The 19974-nt window shown below is 68.2% G+C and carries 14 protein-coding genes and 4 pseudogenes; 7 read left to right on the top strand and 11 right to left on the bottom strand.

Going from position 1 to position 19974, the window contains the following annotated elements; all coding sequences use genetic code 11:
- Positions 1-54 precede the first annotated feature (54 nt).
- Positions 55-459 (top strand): hypothetical protein, encoded by a 405-nt coding sequence (locus ACFVV1_RS09205; RefSeq protein ID WP_389986825.1) that lies wholly within the window; start codon positions 55-57, stop codon positions 457-459.
- 1133 nt (positions 460-1592) lie between these two features.
- Here ACFVV1_RS09205 and ACFVV1_RS09200 read toward each other — a convergent pair.
- Both ACFVV1_RS09200 and ACFVV1_RS09195 read right to left on the bottom strand, forming a co-directional pair.
- Complete coding sequence (locus ACFVV1_RS09200; protein WP_389986822.1) at positions 1593-2279, bottom strand: hypothetical protein; 687 nt, start codon at positions 2277-2279, stop codon at positions 1593-1595.
- Positions 2280-3120: 841 nt separating this feature from the next.
- Positions 3121-3198 (bottom strand): annotated as a pseudogene (locus ACFVV1_RS09195) (VapC toxin family PIN domain ribonuclease); the annotation flags it as partial.
- Between ACFVV1_RS09195 and ACFVV1_RS09190 the strand changes: the two are divergent.
- Positions 3198-3329: pseudogene (locus ACFVV1_RS09190) on the top strand (hypothetical protein); the annotation flags it as partial. The pseudogenes ACFVV1_RS09195 and ACFVV1_RS09190 overlap by 1 nt on opposite strands.
- Positions 3330-3951: 622 nt before the next feature.
- Here ACFVV1_RS09190 and ACFVV1_RS09185 read toward each other — a convergent pair.
- Positions 3952-4146 (bottom strand): annotated as a pseudogene (locus ACFVV1_RS09185) (RHS repeat-associated core domain-containing protein); the annotation flags it as partial.
- A gap of 101 nt (positions 4147-4247) precedes the next feature.
- On the opposite strand from ACFVV1_RS09185, the gene ACFVV1_RS09180 reads away from it, so the two are divergent.
- Positions 4248-5432 (top strand): PucR family transcriptional regulator, encoded by a 1185-nt coding sequence (locus ACFVV1_RS09180; RefSeq protein WP_389986819.1) that lies wholly within the window; start codon positions 4248-4250, stop codon positions 5430-5432.
- 39 nt (positions 5433-5471) lie between these two features.
- Here the strand turns inward: ACFVV1_RS09180 and ACFVV1_RS09175 are convergent, their stop codons facing one another.
- Positions 5472-6872 (bottom strand): carboxylesterase/lipase family protein, encoded by a 1401-nt coding sequence (locus ACFVV1_RS09175; protein WP_389986816.1) that lies wholly within the window; start codon positions 6870-6872, stop codon positions 5472-5474.
- A gap of 117 nt (positions 6873-6989) precedes the next feature.
- On the bottom strand, positions 6990-7844 hold the full coding sequence (locus ACFVV1_RS09170) for an alpha/beta hydrolase family protein (RefSeq protein WP_389986813.1): 855 nt from the start codon (positions 7842-7844) through the stop codon (positions 6990-6992).
- Between the two features lie 703 nt (positions 7845-8547).
- Here ACFVV1_RS09170 and ACFVV1_RS09165 point away from each other — a divergent pair.
- The 3 genes and pseudogenes from ACFVV1_RS09165 to ACFVV1_RS09155 all read left to right on the top strand — a co-directional run.
- A pseudogene (locus tag ACFVV1_RS09165) lies at positions 8548-8907 on the top strand (hypothetical protein); the annotation flags it as partial.
- Positions 8908-9033: 126 nt separating this feature from the next.
- Positions 9034-9609: an ABC transporter permease gene (locus ACFVV1_RS09160; RefSeq protein ID WP_389987323.1), complete on the top strand. Its 576-nt coding sequence runs from the start codon at positions 9034-9036 to the stop codon at positions 9607-9609.
- Positions 9610-10595: 986 nt separating this feature from the next.
- A complete protein-coding gene (locus tag ACFVV1_RS09155) occupies positions 10596-11192 on the top strand; it encodes a family 1 glycosylhydrolase (protein WP_389986810.1) in 597 nt (198 codons plus the stop codon).
- Positions 11193-11466: 274 nt separating this feature from the next.
- On the opposite strand, the gene ACFVV1_RS09150 is transcribed toward ACFVV1_RS09155, so the two are convergent.
- The 6 genes from ACFVV1_RS09150 to ACFVV1_RS09125 all read right to left on the bottom strand — a co-directional run bounded on the left by ACFVV1_RS09150 (position 11467) and on the right by ACFVV1_RS09125 (position 18983).
- A complete protein-coding gene (locus tag ACFVV1_RS09150; protein WP_389986807.1) occupies positions 11467-12732 on the bottom strand; it encodes an amidohydrolase in 1266 nt (421 codons plus the stop codon).
- A 29-nt stretch (positions 12733-12761) separates the two neighbouring features.
- A complete protein-coding gene (locus ACFVV1_RS09145; protein ID WP_389986804.1) occupies positions 12762-14006 on the bottom strand; it encodes an amidohydrolase family protein in 1245 nt (414 codons plus the stop codon).
- 64 nt (positions 14007-14070) lie between these two features.
- Positions 14071-15396 carry an MFS transporter gene (locus tag ACFVV1_RS09140; RefSeq protein ID WP_389986801.1) on the bottom strand — a complete coding sequence of 442 codons (1326 nt, stop codon included), beginning with the start codon at positions 15394-15396 and terminating at the stop codon, positions 14071-14073.
- Between the two features lie 82 nt (positions 15397-15478).
- Positions 15479-16168 (bottom strand): aspartate/glutamate racemase family protein, encoded by a 690-nt coding sequence (locus tag ACFVV1_RS09135; protein WP_389986797.1) that lies wholly within the window; start codon positions 16166-16168, stop codon positions 15479-15481.
- Positions 16169-16191: 23 nt separating this feature from the next.
- Positions 16192-17385, bottom strand: a complete 1194-nt coding sequence (locus ACFVV1_RS09130; protein WP_389986794.1) for an acyl-CoA dehydrogenase family protein — start codon at positions 17383-17385, stop codon at positions 16192-16194.
- Between the two features lie 32 nt (positions 17386-17417).
- Complete coding sequence (locus ACFVV1_RS09125; protein ID WP_389986791.1) at positions 17418-18983, bottom strand: class I adenylate-forming enzyme family protein; 1566 nt, start codon at positions 18981-18983, stop codon at positions 17418-17420.
- A 147-nt stretch (positions 18984-19130) separates the two neighbouring features.
- Between ACFVV1_RS09125 and ACFVV1_RS09120 the strand changes: the two genes are divergently transcribed.
- Positions 19131-19727, top strand: a complete 597-nt coding sequence (locus tag ACFVV1_RS09120) for a TetR/AcrR family transcriptional regulator (protein ID WP_389986788.1) — start codon at positions 19131-19133, stop codon at positions 19725-19727.
- Positions 19728-19974: the final 247 nt, after the last annotated feature.

Raw genomic sequence — 19974 nt, 5'->3', positions numbered from 1 at the left:
CGGAAGTGGACTCCCGAGAGTAAGCCAACCCGGTACGTCGCGTCGAATATGTGCATGATCCGGACCGACATCTCCACGGGGATGCAAATCGGCCTCACGTACAAACCCTCCCCCTTCCCTTTCGATACTGCGTTCGACAAAGGGACCAAGAACGGAATCCTTTCGGAGCCTCGTCTGACGCAGGTCAATTCGGACGTGAAGCTCGTTTACGGGGCCGATGAATACAGGGAAGCCAGATACCAGGTCTACGTGCAGTGCAAGGTACCGGATACCCCGGCAGGACAGGAGCGCGAAGTCCCTCTGACGGGCGAGCTGACCGACACGCTCACCGACGGTGTGACCGTTCGAGACCACCTCACGCTCCTCCTCCATTCGGCCCGCGTCATGGCCAGCACACTCGATTGCCAGAACGAGCCCGTCGTGCCCAGCACGCTGCCCGCCTCAGTAAAGGTCTCCTGAGCGGGACCAGTTACGACCTGGGAGGACCCGCCCCCCGAATCACGATCCTCCACGGCAGCCGGACAGGCCGAAGCGTGACGGCGATCGCACAGACACGGCAGCTGTAGTTCGTGACTCGTGAGGTTCCTGTCATGCGATGGCCACTGCCATGACGTTGTTCCAGCGGCGGTGGCAGTCGGCGGCCCGATGCTGGTGTCGGCGGCGCCGGTGTGACCAGCGGAGCACGTCCTCTCCGCCTTCGCGCCGCGAGTAGTACAACCGCCCTTCCCTCACCTCGCACCCTCGCCGGATCGCCTCGACAGCCAGGGCCAGCAGTATCAGGAGTGATTTACGGCGGAGCGCAGGCGGAATCACCAGCTGCCCCTCATGGTCCCTGATCGCAGCGACAGCTCGATGAGGAGAACTCAGTCGTGCGGGAACAGGCACCGCCGAGATGCCCGTCTTCGGCCGCTGGCTCCGCGAGTTGGCTTGTGGGCCTTCACAAAGGGGTCGACCAACTGCCATGCCTTCGCCCGCTGGGCACGGGCAACGGGCCACTCGCTGCAAGGCGTCGGACTGCGCTTTCGGTCCGTAGCCTGGGGAACGCCCGCCGCTGCCCGTCGACCCCGGAGGCCCGGCGGACAGCGCCTGGACGACTCCGTCTGCAAACGCCGGGTCGTCGGGATGGTGACCACGCCGAAGGTAGAACCGGCCGGCCTCGGTGACATCCGCTTGCACGTCACCGCCATCGCGGCTGACCTTCAGGAGGCCGCGGTCGCGCAGGCGACAACATCCAGGCCAGATGGGGTTACGCCGCTATGCAGGCAGGTCGTCGGCCGTCAGGAGCGTCAAACGAGCGTCGCGACCCAGCAGGCTCCTGCACTCCCCCGTCTCCGGAGCACCCGCTCAACGCCACGACAACAGACACCACGGCGGCCTGCGCCATCGGCGCCCGCGATGGGCCGCCATGTTCCGCTCCCGAATCCCCGTACATACAAAGGGAGCTGGTTGTACAGGAGCACGAGTCCGGGACACGAGAAGACGGACATTCTACATATTCAGCCAGATATTATACCGAGACGCACATGACGGCCCCCACGGGGCCTGGGCGCCGTCACGGAAAACTCACGTCGAACGCAAGAGTGCTGCGCGACTCAATCCATCGGGTAGAAGTCAGGCTCCGGAAACAGCCTCGCGATCGAGAACGGCTCGAACTCCGGATCCGTCAATACTCGGTAGACGAACTCGGAGGTGCACATGCTCACTTGTTGCCAGGGGTACGGATCGCCTTGCGTGACGATGGGCCAGCTCGCCGGATCTTCCTCCGCGGACGCCAGCCAGAAGTAGTTGCACTCCATCTCACCGAACGCCCAAGGAATGAGCCCCCGCCGACCGGGCCGGTACATCTGATAGGGCTTGAGGAGCGGATCGGGCCCGCCCTCCGGGGCGCCGTCGAGATACTTCTTCCAGATTCTGGCCAGGTCGAACTGCCTCGTGCTATCGACGGTGAAAACATCCAAGAATTCCGAGAATTCTCCCTTGCCGAACGCCTCGGCAAGCTTCTTGTAATCCTCGGGCAGTGCCGTACCGAGATCTTCCTCAACGCTGCTCCACGGAATCTCGAGCCGAAGCGGCTCCCAGTTCACGGCCTCAGCGATTCGCTCGATCCACATTTTTTTCGCATTCCGATCGAAGACTTGGACCGGAGTCAAGTCCACCCACTCGGCGCCGGCCCGCCGGACGAACACCTCGCCCGCGCAAGCCCCGAGCCAGAACAGTTCGCGCGCCACGGTCCCCTGTTCCGGTCCAACAGCACGGAGCCCGTCGACGATGTGGTCCACCACACGCAGGCTCGCCATCGAGCAGTGCAGAGGTAAAAGGTTACGCACCGTAACTCTCCGTATGAATTCCGCGGACCCCTGCCAAAATCTCACCGGGCGTCAGGAGCTGTTTGCCATCCGCGCTTGAACCCACCGCAACCCCGTACCTCACGCGCGGCCGGGATCCTCGCGGAGCGCCCGGCGGGGAACTCCATCCGCCCCCTCTCCAACCAAGCGATCCCCCAGCCTCAAACGTCACAGGGGCTGCCTCCACCCGGCCCGGTCGGACAGAGGCCCCTTGCCCAAGCCGCGACCACCCTCGACCTGCCGCCACCGGACCGGTCACCGCAGCAAGCGTATGTCAGCAGACGGTGACAGATCACGAAGTGCGCACCGGATGGCACTGCGGACGACGGCCATCCGCTGGGCGCCCGGTTTCCCTTGTCGCCAGCCCAATGCGGCCCTGCGTCAGTCTCCTCGATGGAGCGTCATCCGAGCGTCAAGAATCATGAACGCCGCTTCGCCGTCGTCACTCGCACGATCCTCGACGCGCCCTGAAACCGCAGGTCAGGCAAGCTTGGACGGGCGGGCCGCCCGTTCGACCCGTTCCGCAGGTGGAAACAGGTCGAACGTACTACCGGGGGCACGAAACCGCAGGTCAGGAGCCCTTAGCGGCCGGCTCAAGGATGGCCACGCACTCCACATGATGCGTCATCGCGATCATGTCGGCCGGAACGCACCCAGAGAAAACGGCAGGTCAGCCCGGTTTTCTCCGCCCTATCGGCGGGTTCGCGGGCGCCCTTGAGCGTCAAACGAGCGTCACGGCCAACGAAGACGACGCCTCAGACACACGCCACCGACTTCAGAGGGGGGGATCGTCAGGGAGCACCCGGAACGCCTTGTGGCGACCCAGCGGGCGTACCGCGCGGAAGTCGCGGCGGGCAGATCAAGACGGGTTCCCTGTCGCGCTCCGACCGGACCGCGAAGTACAACCAGCTCATCCGCATCGAGGAAGTGCTGGGCTCGCAGGCGCAGTACGCGGGCCGGTCCGCGCTCTACGTCCGTTCCTGACCTCTGACGCGCGCGGAGCTCGGCCATTTCGTGGAACAGGCCCGGACCCGGAGAGCCGGCCCGGGCCAACTCGCCCTCATCGACGCATCGGCCGCCCTCGCGATCGGCTGACAGTCGCGACGGTGCCTGTTAAGGCAAATGAGACGAATGTGATGCTATGGACTCTACTGTTCGATTTGGCCTCACTTGTTCGGTTTGGCCTCGCTTGGCGGGGTCGTTGATCCATACCTGGCGGGGTATCGACGGTGGGACGGGGCGGCGGTTGAACCGGCTCGTTCGTCCACCCAGGCCAACTCCCGCCGGAGTGTAGGGAAATAGGTCGAGCGACCCGTTCCGGCAACAAAATCGCAGGTCAGGAGCTCTTCGTGGCCGGTTCAAGGACGGCAACGCACTCCACGTGCGCGGTCATCGGAAGCACGCCACCGGAATTGACATTCAGGGAACCTGGAGGTCAGACGCAGTATGACCTCTCCCGAGAAGCGGCCTGCATGTGCCCGGAGCGTCAAACGAGCGTCACGGCCGAGACGGGTCGGCCCTGCTCGACGGGTGTCGACGGCAGTCCCGCACACTGCCGGAAACAAGGACGTCAGATGTGCGGAATCACCGGTCGATGCTCACCCCCGGGCGCCAGCCACCGTCGACCGGATTCGGGGTCGTAGTGGCGGAAGTAGTCGTAGTGGAGTCCTGTTTCCGAGTCGAAGTACTGACCGGGGAAGCGCAACGGTGTGTACGTCGAGCTTGTCGCTGTCCAGACAGTAGTGCCCCACAGAGTGCTACGGGTGTGCCACGTGACGTCGCCTCTTTCGTCGACGAGTTGGCGGCCGGGAGCGGTTCGGGGACACGCCCGACGCACTGCCCGCGCCGCCGGACCCGGGGCTCCGATTGACGGCACGGCCGGGGCGGTGTGACGATGCGCCGATGTCGGACCTGCACGCCCGGATGGCCGCCCGGGTCGGTGACCTCACGGCCGTCGTGGTCGCGCGCTGCGCGGCGGAGGCGCCGTTCTACGGGGCGTTGCCCCGCGCCACCCTCCAGGGCGAGGTGGCGCGGTCCATCGCGGCGGTGCACGCGCTGTTGCTCAGGGCACTGCGCGACGGCGGCGGCGGGGGTCCGATGGGGCCGGGCGATCTGACCCGGCTCATCGAGTGGTCGGCGCGCCGGGCCGAGGAGCGCGTCCCCCTGGAGGCGGTGATCGCCGCGTACCTGATCGGCGCCGAGGTGTGGTGGCAGACGCTGACCGAGGTCGCGGAGCCCGGTGAGCTGGCCGGGGCGGGCGGCAAGCTGCTCGCCTGCCTGCACGCCGCGCTGCCCGCGGTCGTCCTCGCCCACCAGAACGCCCAGGAGGACCTCCACAGCGAGGACAAGCGCGTACGGCGGGCCCTGCTCGGCGCCCTGCTGGCAGGACGGCCGTACGAGGAGCTGGCGGGCGTGGCGCGGGTGGCCGTGGTGGGTGAGTACGAGGTGGTTGCCTTCGCGTTCGAGTCCGACCCGCCGAGCAGATTGGTGCAGTCCTCGCTCGACGCCTTCACCGGGATCCCTGTGCTGATGGACCACGTCGCTCGGATCGCCTTGTTGCCGGGCAGGTCCGACGTGCCGGGCCTGGTGGCCCGGCTGGAGAAGGACGTGGGGCAGCCCGTGCGCGCCGCCGCCGCCCGCTCCTCCGCACCGGCGGCCATCTCCTCGGCGGCGCAGGAGGCCGGCCGCGTGCTGGATCTCGTCCGGCGCCTGGGACGCCCGCCCGGGTGCTACCGCCTCGACGACGTGCTGCTGGAGCACCAGCTCGCGCGCCCCGGGGACGGCCTGGTGCGGCTGGCGGCCAAACTCGACCCCTTGGAGGAGCATCCGTACCTGCTTGAGACGCTGCGCGTGTTCGTGGAGCGGGGGCTCAACCGCCGCCAGACGGCGTTGGAGCTGTGCGTCCACCGCAACACCCTGGACTACCGGTTGCAGCGAGTGAGCGCGCTGACGGGCCTCGACCTCGCGGTTCCCGCGCAGGCGCGGCTGATCCAGGCGGCGCTCGTCGCCAGGGACCTGGCCGGGCCCGCGGATCACCGCGGGGTCACCGGATGGCAGGGATCCGCAGGAGCAGCGGAAAGCGGATGAACCACGGCCGGCGTCGGCGAGCGCTCGGCCTGTCATCTGTCAGAGCCAGGCGCCGAGTTCCTCGTGCCGGGGTGCGAGGACCGGGCCGGCGCCGGGGTGGTCGAAGACCATGACGGGCCGGTCCGCGTTCCAGCCGGACCAGCCCGGCTGTCCGGTAGTGGCGAAGGCGACCCAGGCCCGGTGCATGGCGTCGGCCAGTGGCTGGGGCGCGCCGGGCCCGGTCAGGTCCTCGGCGGCGCGCAGGTTGTCGAAGACGAAGCCGAGTTCCAGCGCATGGCACGCGCCGAGTCCCATCACGGGCGAGCGCCAGCAGAATTCGTAGACGAAGGTGCGGGCGGGCCGGGAGTCGGCGAGGCGGTTGAGCGGCCCCCGAAGCAGCAGGTCGGTGGCCATCTCTCCCAGGATCTCACCGGGTTTGGCGTGCGGCCGGGTGGCTCGGTACAGGCGTGCCACGCGTTGCGGGACACGGATCTTCAGCAGTGCCAGCCGCAGGGTGAGCCGGCTGATCCGGTCCACGGTTCCGCCGGGTACGAACCACAGCCGGTACTCCTCCCGGTTGCAGCCCAGCAGCAGGTCGGCCTCGGGAAGGGGCGGGGCGGCGGGCACCACGTCGCCGTCGACCACGATGTGGAAGCCGGGACCGCCGCCGATGGGGTCGGACCGGTCGACGACGGCGGCCTGCGCGTCCAGCAGCAGGTCTCGGTCCACCGCCGCGAACGCCTCGGCGGTGGCCGGGATCCGCAGTCTCTTCGCCATCGACCGTACGGTCTTCGCGCCCTCGCGGCGCGACATCGTGTGCGGCGGGCCGCTCTGCAGGATCGCCCGGTGGAACAGCCCGGCCGCGCCGGGGCTGGTCATGAGGGCCGCGACGCTGATCGCGCCGGCGGACTCCCCGCACACGGTGACGTTCGCCGGATCTCCGCCGAAGGCGGAGATGTTGTCGCGGACCCAGATCAGGGCTGCGATCTGGTCGAGGAGGCCCCGGTTGACGGGGGCGTCGGGGAAGACCCCGAACCCCTCGACGCCGAGCCGGTAGTTGACGGAGACGAGGACCACCCCGTCGCGCGCGAAGGCGCCCCCGTCGTAGAGCGGCAGGTTCGCCGAGCCGTTGCGCAGGGAACCCCCGTGGATCCAGACCATGACGGGCAGCCGGCCCTCGCCGACGGATGGGGTCCAGACGTTGAGGTTGAGACAGTCGTCCCCGGCGATGCTCGGATCGGGTATCAGCCGGTCGAGGGGCGGGCGGTAGGGGCGTTTGGGGGCGGTCGGCCCGTACTCCAGAGCGTCTCGTACCCCTTCCCAGGACTCGACCGGGGCGGGAGCGCGGAAGCGGTGGGCGCCGAAGGGCGGGGCGGCGTAGGGGATGCCGAGGAAGGTGGCGATCCCGTTGTGGAAACGGCCTCGGACCTTGCCCTGCCCGGTGGTCGCGATGAGGTCCATGGCGGTCCTTCCATGTGCGAACGGGGGCCGGCCGCCCCTGGTCGCGGGAGCGTCAGGGGCGGGCGGCGTGGATCGGGACGGCCGCCGGTCACGGCGGAAGGGATCTCCGGGAGCGGGTCACCGGTTTGCGAGGCCGTTGCGGCGGACGTCGGACCAGGTGCCGCTGTCGGTGCAGATCCCGCAGCCGGCCCCGAAGAACTGTGCACGCGCCGTCTGGTCCCCCATCAGGTGTGCCTTGAACCAGGCGGTGGTGGGCGCGGCGAACGGGCCGGGGTCGCCCACGACCGTGAGGTGATCGGCGCCGCGCAGTTCCCCGTAGATGGCCGGTATGTGGTCGGCGTCGTTGTAGAAGGTCTTGACCAGGAAGGGGAAGACGATGCTGTCCTTCTGCCCGGCCAGGAGGAGCGCGGGTACGTGTACGTCGTCGATGTCGGCGAGCGGCCCGGGCTGGATGGGCAGGATGGTGTCGATGCGCGGGTCCGCGCCGACGACGATGGCGGCGGCGCCGCCCTGCGAGTGACCGGACGCGCCGATGTGCTCCAGGTCGACACGGTCGTGGAAGGGGCTGCCGGGGTCGGCGTTGCGACGGGTGAGCAGGTCGATCCCGGCGCGCATGGAGATGCCGAGGTTGGACTGCGGGGTATTGGCGGCGGCGACGATGAAGCCCTGACTGGCCCAGTGGAGCAACAGGTCGCGGTAGACGACCGGGAAGGCGAAGGTGCCGTTTCCCCACACGATCACGGGGTGGCGGCGGTCGCTGGTCGCGATGTCACGCGGGTAGTACAGGGTGGTCACCACCCCGACCTCCACCGCGGTGGTGTAGGGGCCGGGAGCGCCGTAGTCGGCCGCGGCCGCCTCGGCACTGGCACCGGCGGGGGAACCGGTGGACGCCGCGGCCGCTCCCGTGCCGGCAGAGGCCGTCAGCAGGAGCAGGAGCGAGGTCAGGGGGACGAGCAGTTTTCTCCAGAGCACAGCGGACTCCCGACGTCGTCACGGTGAACTGGATGTTTCATCCGGCTCACGCCTTGTCTGATCGCACATCCTGAAGCACGGTTCGAGACCCGTCTCTGCGCAATCGCGGCAAGCAGCGACGTCGGAGTTTGTGCAACATGCCGAGAGGCCTGAGCGCAGTGAGGGTGCCATGCTCGGTTCCGCCGCTACGACAGAGAGCCCGCCGCCCGGTCCCGAGAGGAGAACGCCGGGAACGGAGAAAGCCCCGCGCACCGTCCGCCCCGCATGACCTGCACGGTCAATCATGTGACGCTCCATCAGAACGAGCGTCACATGAGCGCCACGAGCGTCATTTCAGCGTCAAGATATCGCCCGTAACACCCACAGCGCACATAATGCACACCAATAAAACCGTAGGTCAGGCGTCTTCCCGCACCGGTTCAAGGATCGCGACGCACTCCGCGTGCGAGGCCATCGGAAAAATGTCGTCCTGAGCGAGTCTCGGAAAAGACCAGGTCAGAGCCCATTTTCCGGCTCGCTGTCCCGCCTGCGGGCGACCATGGCGTCAAACGAGCATCATGACGAACAGGCTGTCCCTCCCTCCTCGGTGCGGAATCAGGCTGCCCCGACCAGCTCTCTCTGCCCGAGCCCGCTTACGCTCACTCCGCACACCGGCTCGCACATCATGACCCGCACCACCTTCTCCGGCCGCCATGATGGAGTCATGCCCTCCGGCCCACAGCATCCCGCACCTGCGCCGATGGACATCTCGGGCAAAGTCGCCGAGGACCTCGCGCTGTACCGGGAGAAGTTCCGGCGGCGTCTGCCGCAGTCGCTGGACGAGTTGCACGGCCCCACTCAGGGGGTCGTGGAGCTGCCGCTGCACATGGCGTGGTCGGGGCTGACCTCGTACGACATGAGCAAGCCTCGCCAGCGCATGGGCCTGTACCGCACCGTCCTGCACGAGGGCCTGCGCGATGATCTGCCCCACTACCTCAACCGGGATCTGCTCCTCCAGATGTGGCCGGTGTTGCGCACCCTCGTCGGTCGCACCGTACGCGTCGTGTGGGAAGGCGCCTTCCCCCTGGACAGGACCAGCACCAAGATCGGTGACACGGTGCGGGTGACCTACGAGAAGGAAACCGCGAACCTGCGGATCGTGGGCGAGTCCTTCGACACCTCGGGCAGCGAGCTGGAGATCCACGCGGACATGGCCGACTTCGCGTCGGCCGAGCCCAGTACCTTCCTCGTCGAGGTGAAGTCCGGCGTCTCCGGCGACGAGTACGCCGAGAGGGTCGCCGCGGTCGTACAGCCGCTGGGCGGCGACGCCACGCCCAACGCCCCCTCGGGGCAGGAGGGCGTCATCCTCATCATGTCCGCGATGGCGGTGCTGCTCACCCTGATGCTGGTCTCCGTGGCCGGCCTCGGCGTACTCAACTCCGTAGTCCTGGACACCCGGGAACGCATCCACGACCTGGGCGTCTGCAAGGCGATCGGCATGTCGCCGCGGCAGACCATGAGCCTCGTGCTCTCCTCGGTGACCGCGATCGGCGTGATCGGCGAGCTGATCGGCGCGCCGGCAGGGTACGCGCTGCACAGCCTCGTCATGCCGGTGATGGGGCGTGCCGTAGGCACCAGTCTGCCGTCGCCGGTCCTCGATGTGTACGAGCCTGTTCAGCTGCTCCTGCTGGGACTGGGCGGGGTCGTGATCGCGGTGCTGGGCGCGCTGATCCCGGCCGGCTGGGCGGCCAGGGCCCGTACGGCCACGGCGCTGCGCACCGAATAGCGTCCGGCGGAGCGCGAGCCGCTGGGGCCGATCCGCCAGGCCCGCGGGGTCGGGCTGCCCGTACAGGCACAGGCGACGAGGCCCCCGTCCAGGCAGGTCCTCTTGAGAGGGACTCGGGAGGCCCGGACGGGGGCCGGCAGCGGGAAGCGGTGCGGGTGGCTGTGAACGACTTTTCTTGGCTCAGAGGAATCGTCGAGAACGGAGTCCATGCCGCTCGCGGCACGATCGGTCGCTGAGCCCTGCCCCGCCGATCTCTTCCGCTGACACCATCTGCCCAGGGGAAAGACGGCATGGGCGGCAGACGACCATGCGGACCAGAGGGCTACTCGTCTGACGCTCCGTCGGAACCAGCGTCAGGACGGTTTCCCATACGCCCCGCGGAGTAGGGACAACGCGTCCACCGTCTCGCACGACGTTCACGAAGCCGCAGGTCAATCCCTCTCCCTGGTCCCCCGACACGTTCCACGTCGTGCACACGCGGAAACAGGTCGGCGGCCTTCCAGCAGCCTGAAGAACCAGAGGAAACAGCAGGTCAGACGCCCTTCGCGGCCGGCTCCAGAATCGCCACGCACTCCACATGGTGCGTCATCGGAAAGATGTCGCAGCGAACGGGGCGAAGGAAACCGCAGGTCAGAGCTGGCTTTTCGGATCCGGAGGCTCTATCTCGGGGCCTGGAGCGTCAAATGAGCGTCACGGTCAACACGGGGCCTGGCATCGCCGGAGCATGACAGCGAACAACTCGGCTGCCGCACGGCCCCGACTTCCGCCGCGCCCGCCTTCCCGGTCGCATCCGTGTGAGTGAGCGCACGGTACCCCCTCGCTCCGGCCGAGACACGTGACGTGGCCCTTCGCTCTCCCGCGAGCCACTGCCCGCAACCGGGACACCACTGCCGGACGGGGCCACATCCGAGGCGTTGATACGGACCCATGCGCGCGCCGTTGAAACGGTCAAGTCCCGTGCCCCGCAGGTGCGTACAGGATGGTCCGTGGCCAATCAGGCGTACGAGCCGCTTCCCGGGGCGGAGGCGATCGCCGCACCCATTCGCCACCGGATGGAGGACGTCTTCCTGGAGGCGGCTCGCGGCGACGACTGGCTCGGCGTGCGGTCCTACACCCGCACCCGCATCGGCCCGGACGGCCCACTGCCCGTCCCCGAGGAAGCCGAAAACACCCTCTCGGGCCGGGAGTTCTATCCCCAGGCCGTGCTTGACAGCGCCGCCCTGGCCCCCGGCGTCCCGCTGATCGTCACGGAGAACGGCATCGCCACCGCCGACGACACCCGCCGCATCCAGTACACCTCAGGCGCTCTGGACTCCCTCACCAGCGCCATGGACGACGGCATCGACGTCCGCGGCTACTTCCACTGGAGCGCCCTGGACAACTACGAGTGGGGTCGCTTCACCCCTACTTTCGGGCTGATCGCTGTCGATCGTGAGACCTTCGCCCGGACACCCAAGCCCTCAGCCGCATGGCTCGGCGCCATGGGACGCGATCGTGTCGTGACCACGGGAGAGGACTGGCACCTGCGGGAGAGCCTGGGTAGTTGTCAGGGCCGGTCGGCGAGGTCGTGCCCGGGGCTCTGAGGGAGGGTTGGTCACGTACCCCGCGCTGAACGGACCACCCTGGTGCACTGAGTCGCGCCGGACGCCTGCGGCCTCACCGCTGTCTACCGATCCGAAGCACACCGAGGGCTCCGACAACTGAGGTCCCCGGCGCGCGGTCCGCGCTACCGAGATCCCTCCGCGACCACCATGGTGGGCAGAGCCATGCAGTTGACCCAGAGCCAAGCGTCGAGAAGCTTCCAACTAGGCCGCGACGGCGTTTACCCATGCGCGCGCCTCCCCACGAAGTTGCAGGTCAGACGGCCTTCAAGGCGGGGTCGGCTGTGAGCTCGGCCAGGACGGCTCCCGTCATTGCAGCGACTCCGTGGTCGAGGACCGCCGGGTCGGGCGCAAAGTTCGGGCTGTGGGCGCTGGGCACGTTGCCGAACTTCGCCATGGGTGACTGCCCGGGGGCTGCGTCCCAGACGGCGATGGGCGTGGAGGGCAGGAACCAGTAGTGGTAGGGAATGGCCTGCCCGTTGGGGGTGAGCGCGAGTTCGGAGAAGTCCTCGCTTCCCATCGCCGGGCCCGGGTCGATGATCCGAGTGCTTCCGAACATGCGTGTGTGGATGTCCGCCACACTCCGGGCCACCCGGGCATCGTTGACGGTCGCGGGCATCGACTTCACTATGCGTATCTCGGGTCCCGTGGTCGCGCCGGCTGCTTCGCATTCGGCGCGCACGATGCGTCGAACCGCCGCGAGGATCTGCTCTTGCAGCTCGCGGGAAGTTGATCGCACGGTGAGTCCGAGTTCGGCCGTAGCGGGGATGACGTTGTTGGCGGTGCCGGCGCGGAAGCGGCCGACCGTGACGACGGCCGTCTCCCGGGGCGCGATCTCGCGGGCGACGATGGATTGCAGCCGACCTACGATCGCTGCGCCGATGACGATGGGATCTGTTGTGGTGTCGGGGCGCGAGCCGTGACCGCCGCGCCCGTGGACAACAATGTCGATGGAGGCCGACGCCGCGAGGACAGGGCCCTCCACGTGAGCGACGAGTCCGATGGGGCCGGCGCTGATGTGCTGGGCGAGGAGGACGTCGGGGAGGGGAAATCGCTCGTGGAGTCCGTCGTCGCGCATGGCCAGCGCTCCTTCGCCGGTTTCTTCAGCGGGTTGGGCGACGAAGACGACGGTTCCGCTCCAGTGTTGTCTACCGCGCGCCAGGGCTTGGGCGGTGCCCACCAGCATGGCGGTGTGCGCGTCGTGGCCGCAGGCGTGCATGACCCCGCCGACAGTGGACGCATAAGGGAGGCCCGAGTTCTCGGTGACGGGCAGTGCGTCCATATCGGCACGGATGAGTACGGTGCGTCCCGGGCCGTTCGACAGCACTCCGACGACCCCGGTCCCGCCGACTCCCTCCGTGCACTCGATACCTTCGGCACGGAGCTCCGTGGAGACCCGGGCTGCGGTCCGGTGTTCGGCTCCCGACAGTTCCGGATGTGCGTGCAGATCCCGGTAGAGGTGGTGGGTGGCGGCGGAGTCGTGCGCTGCTGCGAGTTCCAGGGCGGTGCGGGCGAGGGACATGGGCGCGTTCTCCAGTGTGCTTCGCAGGGTCAGTGGTCGAGGGTGTTCTTGAAGACTTCGCCGTCCTTGACGACCACGGGGATGTTCGTGGCGTCGCCCAGTGCATGAATGTCAGCGAGCGGGTCGCAGGCTGCGATGACGAGATCGGCGCGCTTGCCGGCTTCGAGGGTTCCGATCTCGTGCGAGAGGCCGAGGAGTTCGGCGGCGACCGATGTACCGGCGAGGATCGCATCCATGGGTGCCATGCCGTGGTCGACGAGGTGGCCGAGTTCTCGGAGGTTGTTTCCGTGTGCGGCGATACCGCAGTCCGTGCCCATGGCGATCTTCACGCCGCGCTCGATGGCCCGGGGAACCGAGGCGAGGGCGTGTCCCTGCCACTGCTTCTTCTTCGCCAGGGTCCACGGCGGTGTGGTGGCCGGGTCGAAGGTGTGGGTGGCGGTGGAGAGGGTGGGCACGAGGTAGGTTCCCCGGGCGAGCATGAGGTCGATGATCTCGTCGTCGAGCTGGTAGCCGTGCTCGATGCTGTCGACGCCTGCGCGCAGGGCGTTGAGGATTCCGCCGCGCCCCTGCGCGTGGGCGGCGACCCGCTTGCCGCGGTGGGCGCGGGCCACCCCGACGATGGCCCGGATCTCCTCTTCGGTGAAGCCCTCGTCGTCCGGTTGGTCGGTGGGGCTGCCGACTCCTCCGGTGGCCGCGATCTTGATGAGGTCGGCGCCCTGCCGGAGGAGGTCTCGTGCCTCGCGGCGGCATTCGGCCACACCGTCCGCGATACGGCTGACGGAGGCTTCGACCAGACCGTTGTCGGTGGGCATCCGGAAGTCGCCGTGGCCGCCGGTGGTCGACATCATGGCCACGGCAACGTGCAGACGCGGGCCCACGACGAGGCCACGCTCCACCGCCTGTTTGAAGCCCGCGTCGAGTCCCGCCAGGTCTCGGGCCGTGGTCACGCCCGACATCAACGTGGCAAGAAGCCTCGGGGTGGTGAGATACGTGCGCAGGGAGGTCGGCATCGCGGCGAGTGCTACGCGGCTCGTCTCGCCGCCGGGTGCGGCGAGATGCACGTGGCAGTCGATGAAGCCGGGCAGGATCGTGCCGTCCTGGGCGTCGATCACGGCCGCTCCTCCCGGCGCCCGAGGCGCGTCGTTCTCCCGGCCCGCCCAGGCGATGCGGCCGTCGACGACGTGGACCGTGGCACCCGGCACGGGCGCGGTGCCGGTACCGTCGATGAGCTGGCCGTTGCGGATGACGAGGTCGTGCGAGGTCTTGTCATTCATCGGGACTGGAACTTCCTTCGATGCGCTGTGCGAGTGGTCAGACGGGTTGCTGGGAGAGTTGCACTCATAGAGAGGGCGGTCGTGGACTGAGGCTGGTGGTTCGCGGCACGGCGATGGCGGTTGTATCCCGGGCGTAGGGCCGGTAAAGGGCTGCTGAGGCCAGCCCGTTGGCGGCGGTCAGCAGGACGGTGATGGCCAGCAGGGCCTTTTGCAGCCCAATGGTGTCGCCGAGGTGGCCGACGAGCAGCGCGTAGCCGGCATAAGCGAGAGCTTCGACGGTCGTGACGGAGACCGCGAAGGCGAGGGCGCGCAGTTCGGGGCGGACGACCGCCATGATGAGCGGGCGGTTGACGATCGGGACCTGGCCCTGGAGAAGGCCGAGAAGCGCGAAGAGCACAGCGTAGACCGCGATGCCGCCGCCCCAGGCCACCTGGGTGGTCGCGAACGCGACCACGGCAAAGGCGAGTTGACTGACCTGAAGCATGACTATCCGTCCGCTGTGGGGCCGGAGGTGGTGCACGCGGTCGTTGATCCGGCCGCCGAGGACGGTGCCGGTGAGGTAGCCGACGGCAAACGGAAGGGCGACGACTGAGGCGGTCGCTGTGGAAAAGCCGCGTTCCTCGACCAGGAAGACCACGCCGAAACTCATGATGACGTTCTGGCCGGAGCAAAGTCGCTGCACGAGGATGAGGCGGAAAGTCCCGGTGGCGAACAGTTCCCGCAGACCACTGCGCACGGATCGGGCTCTGCGCTCGACGGCGTCCAGAGCGGGGCGGGTTTCGTCATCGGCCTGGTCGGGGTCGTCCAGCAGCATCAGGACGAGCAGACCGACCACCAGACATATCGCGCCCGAGGCTACGTACCCGTAACGCCATCCGTCGGCACTGTGGGAGAGCAGGCCGAAGAGCGGTGCGCTCACGCCCGCGATGAGGGCGACGCCGCCGTACATGAGTCCGGTCGCGCCGCCGCGACGGCTGTCGCCGTAGATGTCCCCGAGAATCTCCAGCGCGATGGGGCCGGCACCGGCGAAGCCCGCTGCTGCGATGGCGTAGAGGAGAACGAACTGCGTGAAGGAGGTGGAGAAACCCGCGGCTATGACCCAGAGGCCCCAGAAACCGGAGCAGGTGGCCAGGACCACCTTGCGCGAGTACCGCCGAGCGAGAAAGACCCAGGGGACGCCGGAGACCATACCGACCACCTTGCCCACCGCGACGATGGTGCCCAGGGCCGACGAGGTGAGCCCCATCGCCTCACGCATGAGGGGGAACAAGACGGTCACCACGCTGCTCTCGGCGTTGTCCATGGCGGTGGACGCAGTCAGCAACGTGAGGTTCTTCCTGCGTTTGCCTCGGCCGAGCGGGGAGGACGCGACAGCTGTGTCCGTGGTCATGGGATCCCTCTCAATGAATGCAGCCCTTGTCAGGCCACCGAGCTGGTGAGGGTGGACAGGAGATGCTTCACGAACCGTGGTTTCAAGGGGTGGCCGCCTGCGCCAGGACGGCGCGGGCGTAGAGGTCACCGACGTCATGGCCACCTGGCGGAAGGTCGGACAGCAGCGGAGACAGATCCGTGCAACCGATGACGAAGGCGTCCCCGGCCGCCGCCCAGGGAGCGGACGCGAGGGAACGCAATCGCACCCGGGCCGTACAGGATCGGCCCGCCTTGACCAGCGTCACGCACTCCTGGATTCGCGCCTGGTCGTGCCGGTCGGGATAGACGGGGGTCAGACCGGCAGCGGTCAGCGCCTGGTGGAGACGGCCGGCTCTGCGGGTGCCGTCGGTGACGGCCAGAGCAGGTCGCTGTACGCCGGCGGTGCGCAATTGCTCAGCTACCGCCGTCAGCATGTCGAGCACCGGGATGGCGACCGCTGCCGCTATCTCGTCGAGAAATGCCTGGGTCGTGAGAGACGGAACGGCGATCACCTCGGCCCCGGCCCGCTCGAGCCGTCGGGCGACGCGTTGAAGTGCCGGGACCGGGCTGAGTCCGCCCTCCAACAGGTGAGCAAGTCGGCTGGGAACGTCCGGGCTCGACAGCAGCATCACTTCGGGGTGCCCGCTGTCGCCGTCGGCCGGGGTCAGTTCGACGAGGCGGGCGTAGAAGTACGCGCAGGCCAGGGGTCCCAGCCCGCCGACGATGCCGACCTTCTTCCACCGGGTGGTCATGGGGGACATCCTTTTCGACGGTGTCAGGCGAGGAAGGCGAGGCTGTGCGCGATGCCGTTGCGCTGGATCTCGGATGTGCCGGTGAGGATGCGGAACATGCGGATCTTGCGGAAGAGGTACTCGATCTCGTTGCCCTGGGTGAGTCCTTCCTTGCCGTGGATCTGTACGGCCTCGTCGAGGATGCGGAAGGCGGATTCGGCGACGAAGAGCTTGCACATGAAGGCTTCGGTGCGGACATCCGCGCCCTGGTCGAGAGCCGCGAGCGCGGCGTAGGTCATGGAGCGGGCGGCGTAGAGCTCGGTGGCCATGTCGGCGACCTTGTGCTGGATGGCCTGGAGCATCAGCAGCGGCTGGCCGGCGACCTTGCGGTGGCGGGTGCGCTCCAGAGTGAGGTCGAGGGCCCGCCTGGTCGCTCCGAGGGCGGTGGGGCAGTGCAGGAGCCGGTTGACGGTGACCCTGCCGAGGGCGATCCGCATGCCCTTGCCCTCCTCCCCCAGCAGGTTTTCTGCGGGGACGCGGCAGTTCTCCAGGATGATGTCGCTCTCGATGTGCTCGCCGGACATGGGCGTGGCTCCGTCCTCGACCCGGCAGCCGGGGCTGTCCAGGTCGACGAGGAAGGCCGAGAAGAGCGGTTTGTCACCCTCGGCCTCGCCGGTTCCTGCCATGCGGGCGACGACGATGGCGAAGTCCGCGAAGGGGCCGGCGGAGGAGAAGACCTTGTGGCCGTTGAGGACGTAGCTGTCGCCGTCGCGTTGGGCAGTGGTGCGCATGGACCGGACGTCGGAGCCTGCGTCGGTCTCGGTGAGCGAGAAGCAGCAGGCGCGTTCACCTCGGACCACCGGCAGGAAGTAGGTCTTCAGCTGCCGTTCGGTGGCGTGCTGCAGGATGTCCCCGGCGCGCAGGGGTCCGCCCATGTCGCCGAGCACGCTGTGGCCCAGAACCCGGCCGCTCGCCCCGATCTCTTCCTTGAGGGCGGCGAGTTGCGTGTACGTGAGGTCTTGGCCGCCGTGCTCCTCGGGAAGGTGGATGCCGTAGAAGCCGAGTTCGCGACTGCGCTGCCAGACGGGTTCAAGGTCGGCGCGGGTGAGCCTGGTGGCAGGGGTGATGCCGCGGTCGCGCTCGTAGTCGGCGAGCTCGCCTTCCAGGTAGTTGCGGAGCTTGTCTACGAGGGCAGCCAGGTGCGGGTCGTCGTAGGTGGGGCGCAGGGAAAACGTCATGGGGGGGTTTCTCCTCGTTCCGGGGCGGCGGGTCAGTTCACGCGGCGGGCGGCGTCGGCCCAGAACGGTTCACGGACGGCCTTGCGGTCGAGCTTGCCGTTGCGGTTGTGGGGCAGTTCGGCCACGAAGTCCACGGTCCGGGGCTTCTTGAGGCGGTCCAGTCGCCGGGCGCAGAACTCGATCAGCTCTTCCTCTGTCGCGCCTCGCCCTTCGTGCGGAACGACGACAGCTTTCACCGCTTCGCCCCACTTCTCGTCGGGGATGCCGATGACGCATGCCTCCCGGACAGCGGGGTGTTCGTACAGGGCGCCCTCCACCTCGGTGCAGTAGATGTTGAAGCCACCCGAAATGATCATGTCTTTCTTTCGGTCGACGATGAAGAGGAAGCCGTCCTCGCGCATCCAGGCCAGGTCACCGGTGTGGACCCAGCCGCCCCGGAAAGCCTCGGCCGACAGCTCCGGCTCCTGCCAGTACTCGCGGACGCAGTCGGGACCGCGGACGATCACCTCGCCGACGGCGCGCGGTGCGAGTTCCTGGCCGGCCTCGTCGACAACCCGTATCTCGGTGTCGTACGAGGCCCGGCCGCACGACTGGAGCAGCTCGGGGTCGTCGGTGACGGCCCGGGCGATCTCGGCGCCGGTCAGTCCCGCGACAACGCTGGTGGTCTCGCCCAGGCCGTACCCCTGCGCGACGACCGGACCGAACAGGGCGACGGCGTCCCGCAGCCGCTGGGGCGATACGGGGGCGCCGCCGATACGGACGCTGGTCAGGCTCGACAGGTCGCGATCAGCTACCCCAGGGTGGGCCAGCACCATGTTGAGCATCGCCGGGACGAGGAAGGTGGCGGTGATGCGGTCCTTCTCGACCGCGTCCAGGAACGCCTCGGCGCTCCAGGCCGGCAGGACGTAGGTGGTCGAACCTCCGAAGACGCCGGCCAGCAGGCCCATTCCGGTGGCGTGGGTGATCGGGCCACAAGCGAGATACCGGGTGCCGGGGCGGGGCCGCGACTCGTCGCTCATCAGTTGCTTGCGCATGTTCGCCAGCCGGTTCCCGACGGTCTGCACGGCCGCCTTGAGGGCGCCGGTGGAACCAGAGGTGAAGTTCAGGACCGCAGCGGTGTCCTCGGAGACCTCGACCGCAACCGGAACAGGGGCGCCCTCGGACAGCAGGTCGGTGTAGGTGAGGACATCATGGTCGGTGGCCGGAGCGGCATCGATCAGTACCGGTACGCAGTCCGTCCCCGCCTCCGCGATCGCGGCCAGCGCGTCCTCGCGGTGCGCGGCATCGAAGATCAGCATCCGTACCGGGGCATAGCGAAGGATGTGGGCGATCTCCCCGCGGCCGAGTCGCGCGTTGATCGGCGCCCGCATCAGCCCCGCCTTGTAGAGGGCGAACTCGACCTCCACCAGCTCACCCCGGTTCCAGGCGAGGGAGGCGACGGCGTCGCCGGGACGCAAGCCGCGGGAGATCAGCGCGGAAGCCAGCTGATTGGCGGCATGGTCGAACTGTTCGAAGGTCCAGGTGCGGTCTCCGCAGACGAGTGCGGTCTCGTCGGGCCAGTAGCTGGCGCTGCGGGCGAGATAGGTGCCGAGGTTCATGGACGTACTCCAGAGCCGGGAACAGCACGCCTCCACCAGTTGGAGACAGGCTGAACGTTTCCAGACAGCTTGTTCGGTAACATGTGAGGTGTCAAGAGTCGCCTAGACTCGTCCGCGATCAACGGCACAGAGCGACGAGGGGGGCCCATGGCCGAGGACAGGCGCACACGGCGCACACGCAGGGCCTTGAGTGCGGCCCTGGTGGAGCTGGTGCTGGAGCGCGGTTTCAGCCCGCTCACGGTGGAGGACATCACCGAGCGCGCCGACGTCGGCCGGGCCACGTTCTACAGCCACTTCCGGGACAAGGAGGATCTCTTCGCACGGGTGACCGGCAACCTCCTGGACGAGCTCGCCGAGCGGCTGCGCCCCGCGATGGCAGACAGCCCGGTCGGTTTCACCGGCAAGCCCGTCCTGGAGATGCTGCGGCACGCCCGCGACGAGCGCGACGTCTACCGGATCGTTCTGCGCGGCGAAGGCGACGGCAAGCCGCTCCAGATGTTCATGGACACCCTCGCGCACGCGACCGCCGAGGAGTTCCGGGACCGCGCAGAACGCAACGCGGTCGAACCGAGAATCGACCCCGGTCTCCTCGCCCGCGTCTGGGTGGGCGAACAAATCGCCGTCCTGCGGTGGTGGGCGGAGCAGGAGACACCGCCGATGCCGGCCGAAGACGTCGTACGCATGCTGCTCGACCTGGGTCTGCACGGCCGGTACTGGGCCAGCGGCTTCGACGCGCCGACCTGAGGAAGCGCAGGTGCGGGTCTCCCGCGCTGCTGGCATCCGATGGCAGAACCACCCACCCGGGCAGCCGACAGATCAAGCATTCGATTGGGCTTTGTGGGCGGGAAACGACGGTTGGTACGCATCCTGGCACCGAAGACGCAAGGTAGGTCTGCACCACGGCGGCGCCAGTTGCCCAGGCGAACTTCTCATCTTGCTGATCGCACGTACGCACCTATGGCAGCAATGTGGCCATATGTCGTGGCGTTCA

Source organism: Streptomyces sp. NPDC058092 (genome assembly GCF_042884935.1).
In the GTDB taxonomy this organism is placed as follows: Bacteria; Actinomycetota; Actinomycetes; order Streptomycetales; family Streptomycetaceae; genus Streptomyces.
The sequence above is the reverse complement of the archived record's forward strand: the minus strand, read 5'-3'. Positions and strand labels throughout refer to the sequence as shown.